At 74.4% G+C, this 14,584-nt stretch carries 10 protein-coding genes; 9 read left to right on the top strand and 1 reads right to left on the bottom strand.

Annotation, left to right across the window (positions count from 1 at the left end):
- The first annotated feature begins 544 nt into the window (after window positions 1–544).
- The 6 genes from ACGFQC_RS06530 to ACGFQC_RS06505 all read left to right on the top strand — a co-directional run bounded on the left by ACGFQC_RS06530 (window position 545) and on the right by ACGFQC_RS06505 (window position 7,443).
- Complete coding sequence (locus ACGFQC_RS06530; RefSeq protein ID WP_363092443.1) at window positions 545–1,762, top strand: DUF4190 domain-containing protein; 1,218 nt, start codon at window positions 545–547, stop codon at window positions 1,760–1,762.
- 147 nt (window positions 1,763–1,909) lie between these two features.
- Entirely contained in the window at window positions 1,910–2,662 is a 753-nt protein-coding gene (locus tag ACGFQC_RS06525; RefSeq protein ID WP_363092444.1) for a GntR family transcriptional regulator, read from the top strand.
- Between the two features lie 516 nt (window positions 2,663–3,178).
- The gene (locus ACGFQC_RS06520; protein WP_363092445.1) at window positions 3,179–3,346 is read left to right on the top strand and encodes an SPOR domain-containing protein; all 168 of its coding nucleotides are present in this window, start codon (window positions 3,179–3,181) and stop codon (window positions 3,344–3,346) included.
- A 54-nt stretch (window positions 3,347–3,400) separates the two neighbouring features.
- On the top strand, window positions 3,401–3,844 hold the full coding sequence (locus ACGFQC_RS06515; RefSeq protein WP_363092446.1) for a (deoxy)nucleoside triphosphate pyrophosphohydrolase: 444 nt from the start codon (window positions 3,401–3,403) through the stop codon (window positions 3,842–3,844).
- Between the two features lie 202 nt (window positions 3,845–4,046).
- Complete coding sequence (locus ACGFQC_RS06510; RefSeq protein WP_363092447.1) at window positions 4,047–4,454, top strand: ATP-binding protein; 408 nt, start codon at window positions 4,047–4,049, stop codon at window positions 4,452–4,454.
- Between the two features lie 346 nt (window positions 4,455–4,800).
- On the top strand, window positions 4,801–7,443 hold the full coding sequence (locus tag ACGFQC_RS06505) for a SpoIIE family protein phosphatase (protein WP_363092448.1): 2,643 nt from the start codon (window positions 4,801–4,803) through the stop codon (window positions 7,441–7,443).
- Window positions 7,444–7,469: 26 nt separating this feature from the next.
- On the opposite strand, the gene ACGFQC_RS06500 is transcribed toward ACGFQC_RS06505, so the two are convergent.
- On the bottom strand, window positions 7,470–9,242 hold the full coding sequence (locus ACGFQC_RS06500; RefSeq protein WP_363092449.1) for a hypothetical protein: 1,773 nt from the start codon (window positions 9,240–9,242) through the stop codon (window positions 7,470–7,472).
- Window positions 9,243–9,333: 91 nt separating this feature from the next.
- On the opposite strand from ACGFQC_RS06500, the gene ACGFQC_RS06495 reads away from it, so the two are divergent.
- From ACGFQC_RS06495 to ACGFQC_RS06485, 3 genes are all read left to right on the top strand, one after another.
- A complete protein-coding gene (locus ACGFQC_RS06495; RefSeq protein WP_363092450.1) occupies window positions 9,334–10,608 on the top strand; it encodes a hypothetical protein in 1,275 nt (424 codons plus the stop codon).
- 187 nt (window positions 10,609–10,795) lie between these two features.
- A complete protein-coding gene (locus ACGFQC_RS06490; RefSeq protein WP_363092451.1) occupies window positions 10,796–11,734 on the top strand; it encodes a class I SAM-dependent methyltransferase in 939 nt (312 codons plus the stop codon).
- A 531-nt stretch (window positions 11,735–12,265) separates the two neighbouring features.
- Entirely contained in the window at window positions 12,266–14,479 is a 2,214-nt protein-coding gene (locus ACGFQC_RS06485) for an ABC transporter family substrate-binding protein (protein ID WP_363092452.1), read from the top strand.
- Window positions 14,480–14,584 lie beyond the last annotated feature (105 nt).

Here is a 14,584-nt window from a genome sequence, read left to right as displayed (position 1 = left end):
GGTGACACCGGGGGCCGGCTTTTTCGGGAGCCGGCCCCTTGCTGTTCCCGTGTTGGGACGGGTTCCCGTGCCGGGGCGGTCCGGGGCTTTCTGACGGGTCGTCCGGCCGTGCAACGGCGGGGTGGAGCGCATGTGGCGGGAGTGACGCGCCTCCCGGCGTTCTCATGACGTCCGTACCCGCCGAGTGCCCGTAACGGGGGACGCCGGGTGGCGGCGGGCGAGGGCGAGCCCGTCCGCCCCGGCACCCGGCCCGTCGTCATGTGCCCCCTCGGCCGAGCGGCGGACGGACGGCGTGCCGGTGCCGTCGAGTGCCTTCGGCCCGGTGGCGCGCCCGGCCGGGGAGGCCGGGGCCCCGGCCTCCCCGCCCACGGGGAGGCAAGCGCGTTCACCGCCCGGATCGTCGTGTTCGCGACCGCCGTACCGCCCCCGCTCGCACCGCGCTTACCATGCGCACTCGTACGTCAGTTCCGCAGCACGGCGTGCAGCCCGCGCGGCCCGCCCTGTCCGACCCGCCCGCCCCGTCCGATCCAGGAGCACGGTACTCGTGTCCATACCCCCGCCCTCCGGGCCCCAGCAGCCTCAGGACCCGTACGGGCCTCCGCAGCCGCAGGGGCCGGGCCCGTATCCGCAGCAGCCGTACGGCCCGCAGGCGCCCCAGGGACCGTACGCGGGGGCGCCGTACGCGGTCTGGGGGCAGGGGTACCTGCCCCTCAACCGGCCCGCGCCGGTCAACGGGGTCGCGATCGCCGCGCTCGTCCTGGGCGTGCTGTGCTTCCTGCCGGCCGTCGGCCTGGTGCTCGGGATCATCGCGCTGGTGCAGATCAGGAAGCGCGGGGAGCGCGGCTCGGGCATGGCGATCGGCGGGGCCGTGCTGTCCTCGCTCGGGCTCGCGCTGTGGGTGCTGGCGCTCGCCACGGGGGGCGCCTCCTCCTTCTGGGAGGGCTTCAAGGAGGGCGCGCGGGGCAACTCCAGCCTCTCCCTGGTCAAGGGCGACTGCTTCGACGTGCCGGGCGACTCCGTCGGCGGGGACGTCTACGACGTCGACACCGTGGACTGCGCCGGCGAGCACGAGGGCGAGGTGTTCGGCACCGTCCCGCTGGCCGACGGGAGTTACCCGGGCGACGACCGAGTGGCGGACGAGGCCGAGGACGAGTGCCACACCCTCGAGGCCGAGTACACGATGGACACCTGGGCGCTGACCGAGGAGATCGACGTCTACCACCTCACGCCCACCCGTGAGAGCTGGGAGTGGGGCGACCGCCAGATCGTCTGCGTCTTCACCCACACCGACGAGCGGTCCCCGCTGACCGGCTCGCTGCGCTCCGACGCCACGACCCTGACCGTCGACCAGCTGGCCTTCCTCGAGGCGATGAACGCCCTCGACGACGCGCTCTACGAGGAGCCCGAGGACTACGCCGAGGAGGACCTGGACGCCAACAGGACCTGGGCCGGCGACGTCGCCGACGCGACCGCCGAGCAGGCCGGGGCGCTGGACGGGCACACCTGGCGGACCGGCGCCCGCGAGCCCGTCGCCGCCCTGGTCAAGGACATGGGCAAGGCGGGCAAGGAGTGGACGGCGGCAGCGACCGCAGCCGACGCGGACACCTTCTACGAGCACTACGACACCGCCTACTCGTACGTCGACGGCGCCGCGACCGTCACCGCCCGCAATGCTCTGGGGCTGGTCACCAGGCCGCCCGCGTACGAGGAGGACGGCGAGGACGGGGGCACCGGGGGAAGCGACGGCGGCCTGAACGTGTGATCGCGTCCATAGCGGGGAGAAACCGCCTGCGTAAAGCCCTTCCCCGGGATAAGTCATCACTTCGAGTGATTCCCTGGCCTTTGCTTGCACAGGACAACTGATGGTTGCCACGCTGTTGCTGTCTGTACAAGCTGATGGGAGCGGCCAGTGACATTCGGTGAGCAGCCTGCGTACCTGCGGGTCGCGGGCGATCTCCGCAAGCAGATCGTCGACGGCTCGCTGCCACCGCACACCCGCCTCCCGTCCCAGGCCCGCATCCGCGAGGAGTACGGCGTCTCCGACACCGTCGCGCTGGAGGCGCGCAAGGTGCTGATGGCGGAGGGCCTGGTCGAGGGCCGCTCCGGTTCGGGGACCTACGTGCGCGAGCGGCCGGTGCCGCGCCGGATCGCCCGCTCCGGGTACCGCCCGGAGTCCGGTGCGACCCCGTTCCGGCAGGAGCAGGCGGACGCCCGGGCGCGTGGCACCTGGGAGTCCGGCAGTGAGCAGGTGGAGGCCGGCCGGGCCGTGGCGGAGCGGCTCGGCATCAAGCCCGGCGACCGAGTGATGCGCACCAGGTACGTGTTCCGGGAGGCGGGCGAGGCGATGATGCTCTCCACCTCCTGGGAGCCCCTCGCGGTCACCGGCCGCACGCCCGTCATGCTGCCCGAGGAGGGGCCGCTCGGCGGCATGGGCGTGGTCGAGCGCATGCGCGCCATCGACGTCGTCGTGGACAACGTCACCGAGGACGTCGGCGCCCGTCCCGGCCTCGCGGAGGAGCTCCTCGCCCTGGGCGGCGTACCGGGGCACGTCGTCCTGGTCGTCCAGCGCACCTACTACGCCTCCGGCCGCGCGGTCGAGACGGCGGACGTGGTCATCCCCGCCGACCGCTACCGGGTCTCCTACCACCTGCCGGTGAGATAGCCGCCCGCCCCTGCCGGTGGGGGCGGGGGCGCCGTCCGCCGTGATGCCGGTGCCGCTGTCCCGGACGGGGTGCCGGAGCCGCCGTCCGCTGTGCTGCCGGGGCCGCCCGGCCCCGGTGCGCCGGCGGGCGCCGCCCGGGCCCGGGGTGAAGTGGCGCACACCTTTGCGGTGACAGCGCACACCCCCCTGGCAGTTGCCCCCGGAAACGGCCCGCCGCGCGGCCGCCCGCGAGCCGTCGTAATCCGGTCGTTCTCGCGCGTTCCCGCAGGTCGCCCGCCGGGTACCCGGCAGCGCGCCGACCGGAGACATCGCGATGGGCGGGCGGCGCGTTCGGTTCCGTGCGCCCCCTGCGCGTTGGCTGGTTGCGTACCTGTTTGTGAAAAGCCGTATTCGCTCCGTAAAGGTTGGGCGTACGCTCGGGCATATGCGGATTGCGGTTTCCTCACAGGGCGGGACGAGGGTCGCGCCACGGACGGGATCCGGCCCGGCCGGGGCGAGAAGGGGGCGTGGGGCGCGATGAACGACAGCACGGTCTCTCTGCCCTGGCTCGTCATACGCCAGGACGACAACGGCAATCGCTACCGCGTCGGCCGGTACGCGACCCGAGCCGAGGCCCAGAAGATCGCGGACAGCCTCGACAGCCGCGGCCACAAGCAGCTCTACTGGGTCGAACGCATCGCCTAGCACGGCGACGGCGCACGGAACCGACGCCCCGACCGCTCCCGTAGGCTCCCGCGCATGACGGAACGGATCGTGGTGGTCGGAGCCGCCCTCCTGGACGGCGGCCGCCTGCTCGCCGCACGCCGCAGCGCGCCCCCCGAACTCGCCGGGCGCTGGGAACTGCCCGGCGGCAAGGTGGAGCCGGGCGAGCGTCCCGAGGAGGCCCTCGTCCGCGAACTGCGCGAGGAACTAGGCGTCGACGCGAGAGCCCTGGAGCGCGTCCCGGGGGAGTGGCCGCTGAGGCCGCCCTACGCCCTGCAGGTGTGGACCGCCCGTCTGGAGCCCGTCTCCGCTCCTCCCGCCCCCCTCCAGGACCACGACGGCCTGCGCTGGCTCGCGCCGGAGGAGATCTGGGACGTCGACTGGCTCGACCAGGACGTCCCGGCGGTACGGGAGGTGGCCGCGCGGCTGGGCGGCGGATCCGTGGAGCCGCCGGGGACGGTGGCGGCCGACCCGCACTGATCGCCGTCGCCGTCGCCCCGTCGCCGCCGTCACCTCATCGCCGCCACTCTCTCCCGCGATCGCCGTCGCGCCCTCCCGCGCGCTCTCCGTGCACCCTCGGCACCACTGTGCGCCGTCCCGCACGGTACTTCGCGCCGCATACCGGGTATGTCACCATCAACACCCCTTAATCGGACGTGGGTGTGCTTCGCCGACCTGGGAAGTGATCGGCGTGATCGACACCGAAGGCGACTGCTCCGGGTGGACGTTCCCCGCGGAACCCGGCGCGGTGCGCGCCGCACGCGCCGCGGTACGGGGGCAGTTGTGCCGCTGGGGCCTCGACAGCCTCGTCGACGTCGCCGCCCTGCTGGTCAGCGAGCTCGTGACGAACGCCCTGCGGCACGCCACCGGTCCCATCGGAGTCCGCCTGGTGCGGCCCGCCGGTCTCCCCGGGATGCTGCTCGTGGAGGTCTCCGACCCGGTGCCGGACCCGCCCCGCGAACGTGCCGCCCGGCCCGATGACGAGAACGGCCGCGGGCTGCAACTGGTCGCCTCCTCCTCGCGCCGCTGGGGGAGCCGGCCCGGCGGCACGGGCAAGACGGTGTGGTTCGAACTGGCGGTCCCCGGCTGACGTACGCGCCCGCACGGATCCGGAGTCCGGAATCGATGCCCGTGCCCGAGTCGATGCCCGAGTCGATGCCCGGAACGAGGCCTGAAGCGGGCCGGGAATCCGGGCTTTCGCGGTCCCGCCGCCGACCGCCCGGACACCAGTCCGGCGAACCATGCCGTCCGGGGTGGTTCGACGACGTGTCCGCTGGTTAGAAGACTGGGAGTGTTGTCGCGGGACGGTCCGAAAAAAGCCTGGACCGTGCTGTGATCGTGAACACCGTGTCGTGCGGCGCCGTAGTGCTGGATACTGCGGGCAGCCGCAACCGGTGACCGGTGCCGGGCGCGGTGAGCTGGAGGGGACGGTTCGCGTGAGCGAGATACCAGCGAAGGCCACGGAGTCCGAGGACCCGTCGGACGGCGCGAGGGCGAGGACTGCGGGTGCGCTCGCGGGCGACGCCGGACGCACCCTTGCCGACGGCGAGGGCGAGACGCCGGCCGGTGACGCGCTGTGGCAGAGCAGTCCGCCCGGCTCCATCTACGACTACATCAAGGTCGCCTCCTTCTCGATCGGCCCCGACGGACTCGTCGACCAGTGGAGTCTGCGCGCCGAGCAGATCTTCGGCATCCCCGCCGACCGGGCCGTCGGCATGGACCCGATCGACGCGTTCGTCGACGCCGGTCAGCGCGAGCGCGGCCAGCGGAAGATGGCCGAGATCCTCGACGGCCGCGAGTGGACCGGCGTCGTCCCCTTCCGGCTGCCCGCCAGCGGGGGCGGGGCGCGCCGTGAACAGGGCCTGGCCGAGGTGTACGTCATGCCGACGCGCACCCAGGAGGGCGAGAGGGCCGCCGTCTGCATCGTCGTCGACGTCCGCACCCTGCGCAGCATCGAGACCGACCTGGCCGCCTCACAGGCCATATTCGGTCAATCCCCGTTCGGCTTCCTGCTGATCGACCCCGAACTGAGGGTCCGCCGGGCCAACGAGCGGTTCGCGTCCATCTTCGGCGGCACCCCCGACGACCACCGCGGCAAGGGCGTTCAGGACTACCTGCCGAGGCCCGAGGCCGAGCGGGTCAGCGCGGTGCTGCGCCGGGTGCTGGAGACCGGCGACTCCATCACGGACATGCACGTCACGGGCTTCGTGCCGGGCTCCGAGGAACGCCGGCACTGGTCCATCAACCTGTACCGCGTGCACAGCGGTTCCGGCCGGCCGATCGGCATCGCCTGGCTCGGCGTCGACATCACCGCCCGCCGCGCGGCCGCCCGCGAGGCCGCCGCCGCACGGCGCAACCTCGCCCTGCTGAACGAGGCGGGGGCCCGCATAGGGAACTCCCTCGACCTCGAGACCACCGCGCGCGAACTCCTCGACGTCGTCGTGCCCGGGTTCTGCGACCTGGCCACCGTCGACCTCTACCAGGGGCTCCTCGCCGGCGACGAGACCCCGCCCGGCCTCGCCGACGGCAGTGCCGAACTGCGCCGCGTCGCCTTCTCGTCCGCCGTGTCCGACGCGCCGTTCCCCGGCAGCGGTTCGGACGTCACGGTCGGCGCGGTCCACCACTTCCCGTTCAACTCGCCCTGCGCGGACGCCCTGCGCACCGCCCGTCCGGGGGCCATCCCCGGCGAGGAGGGCGGCCTCGTGCAGTCCACCCTCGCCGTTCCGATGGTCGCGCACGACACGGTCGTGGGCCTCGCGCAGTTCTCGCGGACCAAGGGCAGCGAGCCCTTCGGGGACCGGGACCGGGACCTCGCGGTGGAGCTGGCGGCGCGGGCGGCGGTCTGCATCGACAACGCGCGCTTGTACCGGCGTGAGCACGAGCGGGCGCTGATGCTCCAGAGGTCGCTGCTGCCGCCGGGCGACCCGGTCGCCTCCGGCCTGGACATCGCCTGCCGCTACCTGCCCGGCAGCGTCGCCTCGGGCCGCCCCAGCGAGGTCGGCGGCGACTGGTTCGACGTCATCGAACTCCCCGGCCACCGTACGGCGCTGGTCGTCGGGGACGTGATGGGGCGCGGGCTGCGGGCGGCGGTCGCGATGGGCGAACTCCGCACCGCCGTACGGACCCTCGCCCTCCTCGACCTGGAACCGGCCGAGGTGCTCTCCGCGTTGGACGAGATCGCGCGCGGCCTCGGCGCCCCCGGCGGCGTCCAGCAGGCCACCCGCGCCGCCCGCCGCCCCCGCGAGGCCGACCTGTCCGAGGTGTACCTGGCGACCTGCGTGTACGCCGTGTACGACTCGGTGACCCGCAGGTGCACCTTCGCCAACGCGGGCCATCTGCCGCCCGTGCTGGTCGAACCCGGCGAGGCCGCGCTGATGCTCGACGTGCCGCCCGGCATGCCGCTCGGCGTCGGCGGGGAGCCCTTCGAGGAGGTCGAGGTCGAACTCCCCGAGGGCGCGCTGCTCGCCCTCTACACGGACGGACTCGTCGAATCCCGCGACCACCCCCTCGACGAGGGCCTCCAGGCCTTCGTGGGCGCCCTGACGGACCCCGCGAGCCCCCTGGAGGACGTCTGCGACCACGTCCTCAACACCCTCGACACCCACCACGGCGAGGACGACATCGCGCTGCTGATGGCTCGCGTCCAGGGTCTGCCCGCCGGGTCCGTCGGCGACTGGACCCTGCCGCGCGAGCCGCGCAGCGTGGGCCGGGCCCGCGAGTACGCCCGCGGACAGTTGATCGGCTGGGACATGGAACCGCTGGTCGACACCGCGGAACTGCTCGTCAGCGAACTCGTGACGAACGCGCTCCGTTACGGCGAGGGCGAGATCAGACTGAGGCTGCTGCTGGACCGCACGCTGGTCTGCGAGGTGTGGGACGCGGGTCTCGTCCAGCCGCGCCGCCGCCGCGCCCGCGACACCGACGAGGGCGGCCGGGGCCTCCAGCTCGTCGGCCTGCTCTCCGCGGCCTGGGGCTCCCGCCGCACCCCCCGCGGCAAGACGGTCTGGTTCGAACTCCCTCTCCCCGGAGGCGATACGGGCCTCGCGGACCCGGCGGAGGCGTTGCTGAGCCTGTTCTGACGGGCGGCCCCGCCGGACCGTCGCCCCTACCCGGGCGGTGTCCCGGGCGGTCGTCCCGCGAAGCCCGCCGGATCGGCGTTCTCCGGGTCGTCGGCGGGGAGGATGCCGCCCAGGACGGCACCGGCCGTGCCCGCCGTGGGCACCGGGCGGGCCGCGTCGGGGGCGGCCGGTGCCGCGGCGTACGGGTTGCCCCGGACCCGCACGTCCTGTTCGGCCAGGTCGCGGGCCTCCAGCGCCAGGGCGTCGGCCCCCGGGTGGTCGCCCGCGGCCAGCAGCCGACGGGCCTCGGCGAGGCGGGTCCGGGGGGCGGCACCGACCGCCCCCCGGTGCGTCGCGACGAAGTCGTCCGCCGCGGCGGTGGCACTGCGCGCGACGAGCCGGTCGACGGCCCCGGCCACGCCGACCCGCTCCCGCTCCGGGGCCGACGGCGGGTTCGGGGGCGACGGCGTACCGGTCCCGCCCGGGGCGCTCGGCGGGGTCGCGTGGGTGACGGCCGGGTCCGAGGAGGGCGCGGGGTTCGCGGGGGCGTCGGCCGTCGGGTCCGAGGCCGGCACCGGGTTCGTGGGGGCGTCGGCTCGGCCGCCGGTCGCTCGCGAGGTGGCGGTCGTGATGCGGCGGAGCATGCCGAGGGGGTCGTGCGGACGGCCCGAGGTCAGTTCCCGGCGCACGGAGGACAGGACCGAGTCGGCGTGCAGCAGGTGGGTGAAGGCCTCGTCGCCGGGGCCGGCCGTGTCCCGCAGCGGAGCCAGTCGCGCCTCCGCGTCCGTCAGCGCGGCCGGGACCAGGCCGGCTGCCTCCCGCAGTTCGGCGGCCGTCCGCTCCACCGCCTCGACGAGGACGTCGGCCTGGGCGATGGCGCCCTCGGCGGCGCGCAGGTGCCGGGCCGCCTCCCCGGGACGGCTCGAGTCGTCCGCCTGACGGGCCTGGTTGAGCCGGACGGTGGCGAACACCAGCCGGTCCTTGGCCTGTTCGACGTACCCGACGACGGACGCGCTCGCCGTGACCGCGTACGCCGCCCGCATGCCGCCGAGGACCGTCTCCGCCGCCGCCGTCCGACCGGTCAGCTCCCGGAACCGCGCCTCCGCGACTCCCAGCGCCCCGCCCACTCCCCGCTCCAGCCCCCGCAGCCGCCGGAAGCCGTCGGCCGCCGCGTCCAGCCGCCGCACCGCCTCCGCGCACCGCCCGACGATCCCGGCCTGCGCCTGCCGCCGGGCCGCCGCGTCCCGCGGTACGCCGTCGTCGTAACGCTGCCGCATCCGGAAAGCCGCCGCCAGTTCCGTCTCGGCCTCCCGCAGGGCGCCGGTGAAGGGAGCCGCCGCCTCCGGGCCGAACAGCTCGCGTACGAAGCCGAGTTCGTCGCGGGCGGCGCGGACCCGGTCGTCGGCCGCGACGAGGGCCGCGCGGACCCCTTCCTCGGGTACGCCCGTCTCCGCGTGCGGGGAGGGGGCGGCGGCACCGCCACCCGGTGTCGTCCGGGTGCGGGCGCGACGGACGCGGCGCAGGTAGCCGTACCCCGCGAGGGCCCCGGCCGCGCCGACCGCGACGAGCGGCAGGACCAGGTCCGTGGCGGACGTCCCGCCCTCCGCGGGCGCGGCGGCCGGGGCGGAGACGGCGGAGACGGCAGACGCGGCGGAAGCGGGGGGACGGGTGATCGCAACCGGAACGTCCGTTCGTGTCGTCATCCCCGGCAACACCAGCCACACGATGCCCGTCGCTCCGCCCAGCACGGCGTGCAACACCCGCACGGACACCTGCGCACCGGCCCGCCGCGGCCGGTTCCGGAGCTTGGACGACGTCACATTCGGGAGCGTATGGCCGCCCCTGCGGCCACGCGACCGGGATGCACCCGGGACGGGGCACGAGGGGACGGGCGACACGGAGGGGGAACAGGTGACGGACCACTCGACCGGTACGGACGCGGAGGCGACGCCCGACACGGACGCACCGGCCACCGACGCCGGGACGACCGCCGATACCGGGACGACCGCCGAGGCCGGGACGGTCACCGAGGCCGGGACGGCCACTGAGACGACCGGGGTCACCGAGGCCGGGACGGCCACTGAGACGACCGGGGTCACCGAGGCCGGGACGGCCACCGATGCCGACACGACCGCCGAGGTCGACGAGGCCGCCGAGGCGGCTGCCCTCCGCCGGCGTCGGCGCCGGCGCCGGACGGTGCGCGTCGCCCTGGCCGTCCCGTTCCTCCTCGTCGTGCTCCCGGTCCTCGTCGCCCTCACCGCCCTGCGCGTCAACTACATGGGCGACCCGGCCGACGGCACCCACACCCGCGGCAAGGACGCCCTCTGGCTCGGCCACGCCTGGGTGGACGGCCGCAAGAAGGACGCCGACGTCACCGCCCTGGCCGACCGTCTGAAGGACACCGGCATCCGCGACCTGTACGTCCACTCCGGGCCCCTGGAGCACGACGGCACGCTTCCGGTGTCGTCGTACCCGAACGCCCGCTGGTTCATCGCCGCCGTCCACCGGGAGATGCCGCAGGTCCGGGTCCAGGCCTGGCTCGGTGACGTGCTCGCCAGCGAGAGCCCGTACGGCATGCGGCTGGAGCGCGCGGCGACGCGTGCGGCCGTCGTACGGTCCACCCGCGAGATCCTCGCCACCGGGTTCGACGGCGTCCACTTCGACCTGGAGCCCCTGCACTCCGGCGACCGGAACTACCTGACCCTCCTCGACGCCCTGCACCGCGTCACCGCCGCCCGGGACGCGCCCCTGTCCGTCGCCGCCCACCAGATCGACCCGGTGCCCGGCTTCCACTCCTTCTGGGGCGCGACCACCGGCCACCCGAAGTGGTGGTCGCAGAAGTTCTTCGGTGAGGTGGCCCGCCGCGTCGACCAGATCGCCGTCATGTCGTACGACACCATCCAGCCGCTGGAGAGCACCTACGGCGGCTACGTCGCCCAGCAGACCTCCCTCGCGCTGGAGGTCACCCCGCCCACCACCGACCTGCTGATGGGCCTGCCCTTTTACCACGAGAACCGGTTCGGCCACTGGAACCACGCCGAGACCGTCCCCGCCGGGGTCCGGGGCGTCCGCCTGGGCCTGTCCCGCACGGACGCCGACCGCGCGAACTTCGGGGTCGCGCTGTACGTGGACTTCGCGGCCGAGGAGGCGGACTGGACGGCGTACCGCGACGGGTGGGTGCGCTGACGCCCGGCGCCGGTGACCGGGCCGTCGTGCCGTGGGGGCGCGGCCGTCGCCGCGCCACCTGCGACGCCATCGGCGCGTCGCCCGGACGTCATGCGGCCTTCGCCTCCGGGGCCACCGGCGTTGGTTGTGCGGGGGCTGTGAGCGCCCTAGCGTCCACAGCCCCCATCCCTGTAAGGGTCACACTCTGATGCGATCGCTCCTCACCCGTAAGGCCGTCCGCCGCGCCCTGCGCCCGGTGGCCGAACTCATCGACCAGCGCATCGAACGTCAGGTGCGCCGCGCCGTCCGCGACAACGGGCGCGCCACCGCCGACGTCTCCCTCGACGCGATGCGGAACGAACTCCAGACGCTCCGCAACCGGCAGCGCCCCCTGGAACTCTTCTTCGACGGCACCGGACGCGGCATGGCGCGCATGCCGTCCGCGACCCACCTGGACCAGCTGGTCGACGAGCTGGCCGCGGTGACCGGGAACCGGGACGAGGCCGAGCGCGGTGCCGCCCAGGCGTTCCGGCTGCTCCTCGCCCTGGAGGCGCTCGGCGTGGGCCGGATCGCCGGCGGCACGATGAACATCGTCGGCAAGCTGTCCGCCGTACCGCTGCTCGATCCGCCGAACGACGACATGCTGGAGATCGGCACCCTGTACGGGATGTTCGGCGCGGCCCTCATCCGCATGATGGAGCGCGCAGGCCGCGACCCCCGCCTGACGATCGTCGACCCGCTCGCCGGCACGCAGCTGCAGCCGGGCACCACCATGTCGGACGACGCCTCGGGCACCCCGGTGCGGGAGGCCGCCGTGCGCACCAACCTCTCCCTGGCGGGCGCGGCCGGCGCCGCGACCCGGATCCGGCAGGGCTTCTCCGAGGACCCCGAGGTGCGCGCCCTGGTCTCCGACCGCTCCTACGGCGTGATCGTCGTCGACGGCGACCACTCCGCCGCCGGTGTCGCGGCGGACCTGGAGTGGGCCGAGCGGATCGTCGCGCCGGGCGGCATCGTCGTGCTGGACGACTTCGGACACCCCAAGTGGCCCGGCATCAAGGAGGCGTTCGACAAGCACATGGCGGGCGACACCCGGTTCACGTTCCTCGGGAGCGTGGCGCACTCGGGGTATCTGCGGGCCTCCGCCTGAATCCGGCGGCCCTCGCTCCGGGGGCTCCGCCGTCTGATCCCGTGGGCGGGCCACACGAGCGGGCCACACGAGCGGGCCACACGCGCGGGTCGTACGCGCGGCGCGTGTCGAGCCCGCCGCCCGGCTGCCCCGGCCGGGCGGCGGCAGGCCGGGGCAGGCCGCCGGGGCAGCGCCGCACCGGCTTCCCCGCACCGGTCTCACCGCACCGGCCTCACCGCACCGGCCTCACCGCGCCGGGCACGGACAGGACGTGCCTCGCTTCCGTCGGCGGAGGGGCGCCCTGGGGCACGGTCACGCACCGGCGAGTGCCGCGCGCCGCACCGGCCGACCCGGAGGAACACGCGCCGAACGCCCGGGACGCACGGGTGCGCCCCGGGCGCGTTGCGCCGCACGGGTGGGCTTCCCGGCCGCCGTCGCCGTGTCGTCGACCGCTGCCGAATCCTTTCCTCTTCAGTGACCGCATAGATGTGATCAGCTCCATATACCGCCAAAAGTGATCATTGCGCCCGCGGCTCCCGGAGGTAAGCAGAGATGTCCCACGACGGCCCCGGACCCCGCGCGCTCATGCGCTCGGTCGCCTTCCTCACCGCGGGCGCGCTCGCGGTGCCCCTGCTGTCCGCCTGCTCCTCCGAGGACGAGGCCGGCGAACCGCCGGCCGCCCAGGACATCGCCCCCGCCGCACGCGACCGGATCACCGACGGCGGCACCCTGCGCTGGGCCGTGGACGCCGTACCGGAGACCTTCAACACCTTCCAGTCGGACGCCGACGCCACCACCACCCGGGTCGCCCAGGCCGTCCTGCCGTCGATGTACCGGATCGACGCGACCGGGCGGCCCCGGCCGAACCCGGACTTCCTGGAGTCCGCCGAGGTCGTCGACACCGAGCCCAAGCAGGTCGTCCTGTACCGGCTCGCCCAGCAGGCCGTGTGGAGCGACGGCCGCGAGATCGGCGCCGCCGACTTCGCCGCCCAGTGGCGCGCCCTGTCCGGCAAGGACAGCGCCTACTGGACCGCCCGCAACGCCGGCTACGACCGCATCGAGAAGATCGAGCGGGGCGACAACGACCTGGAGGTCCGGGTCACCTTCGCCCGCCCCTACGCCGACTGGCGGTCGCTGTTCTCCCCGCTGTACCCGAAGGACGTCATGGGCACCCCCGACGCCTTCAACGACGGGGCACGGCGCAAGCTGAAGGTCACCGCCGGGCCGTTCGCCGTGAAGGAGGTCGACCGCGAGAACGACCGGATCCGGCTCACCCGCAACCCGCGCTGGTGGGGCAGGCCCGCCAAGCTCACCGAGATCGAGCTGACCGCCGTACCGCGCGACGAGCGGGCCGCCCGGCTCGCCGACGGCGATCTCGACCTGGCCGAGATCGACCCGGCCGCCGCCCGCGCCGTCGACAGCGCGGCGGGCGCCGCCGGGCCGCTCCCGGGGTCCGGCGCCGGCCGCACCGCGGCGAAGGCACCGCGCTCCTCGGCCGTCGCCGACGGCACCGACGAGGACGCGGCCGACGAGGAGATCCACGCCCGCGAGAAGCTCCGCAGGTCCGTCGCCGCCCGGGAACGGCAGCAGAAGGAGCTGCGCGACTACGAGGTGCGCAGGTCCCTGGAGCCCGCCTACACGCAGCTGGCCCTCAACGGCGCCGACGGGCCCCTCGCCGACGAGCGGGTGCGCCGGGCGGTGGCCAGGGCGCTCGACCGCAAGGAGCTGGCGAAGGCGGTGCTGAAGCCGCTCGGCCTGCCCGCCGAGCCGGTCGGCAGCCACCTGGCGCTCGCCGGGCAGGCCGCGTACGCCGACAACAGCGGCACGCTCGGCGGCCAGGACACCGAGGAGGCGCAGGCACTGCTCGCGGACGCCGGCTGGGTGGCCGGCGGCCCGGTGGACAAGGGCGAGAAGGGCGAGAAGGCCGCCGGGTCAGAGAGCGAGAAGAAGCCCGAGGACGGCGAGAGGAAGCCCGAGGACGGCGAGAAGTCCGACCGCGACGACAAGTCCGAGGGCGGCGACGACGGCACGTACATCGTCGGTCAGGACGGCAAGGCACGCGCGGACCACGGCCCCGGCCACGAGGACCACGGCAGGCGGCTCGCCCAGGACGGCAGGCAGTACCTCAACCGGCCCGGCGTGCCCGGCGCCTACGCGCCCATGGGCACCGCCGCCCCGGCCGGTGCCGCGCGCGAGACGCTGGCCAAGGACGGCAAGGCGCTCACCCTGCGGTTCGTGCTGCCGACCGGCCCCGGCTCGGAGTCCCTGCACCTGGTGGCCGGGCGGATCACGCGGATGCTGGAGAAGGTGGGCATCCGTAGCGAGACCACCAAGGTCTCCGACGAGAGCTACTTCAAGGACCACATCGCCTCCGGCGAGTACGACCTGGCCCTGTACTCCTGGCCCGCCTCCGTCTTCCCGGCCACCGACGCCCGCCCGATCTACGCCAAGCCGGTGCCGGGCGCCGACGGGTCGCTGAGCGTCCAGCAGAACTACACGAGGGTCGGCACCGACCATATCGATCAGTTGTTCGATCAGGCGGTCTCCACCCTGGACGAGGAGGAGGGCCGGTCCCTGATCCGCAAGGCCGACGCCCGTATCTGGGCGGCCGCCGGATCGATTCCCCTCTACCAGCGCCCCCAGCTCACGGCCGTACGGAAGACCGTGGTCAACGCCGGTGCCTTCGGCTTCCAGACCCCCGTCTACGAGGACATGGGCTTCCTGAAGAAGGGTGCGAAGGCCTCCGCGAGCCCCTCGGAGAAGTGAGCGCGCGGTGATCACCGGATGAACCGTTCGGCCCTGCGGAGGCCGTCCCCCGCCGGGCCACGTACGATGGGGTGAGGCCGTGGCGTGTCAAGCCCGGCAGGGCCC

Source organism: Streptomyces sp. NPDC048734, assembly GCF_043198675.1.
In the GTDB taxonomy this organism is placed as follows: Bacteria; Actinomycetota; Actinomycetes; order Streptomycetales; family Streptomycetaceae; genus Streptomyces.
This window is presented reverse-complemented; position numbering and strand designations above follow the sequence as displayed.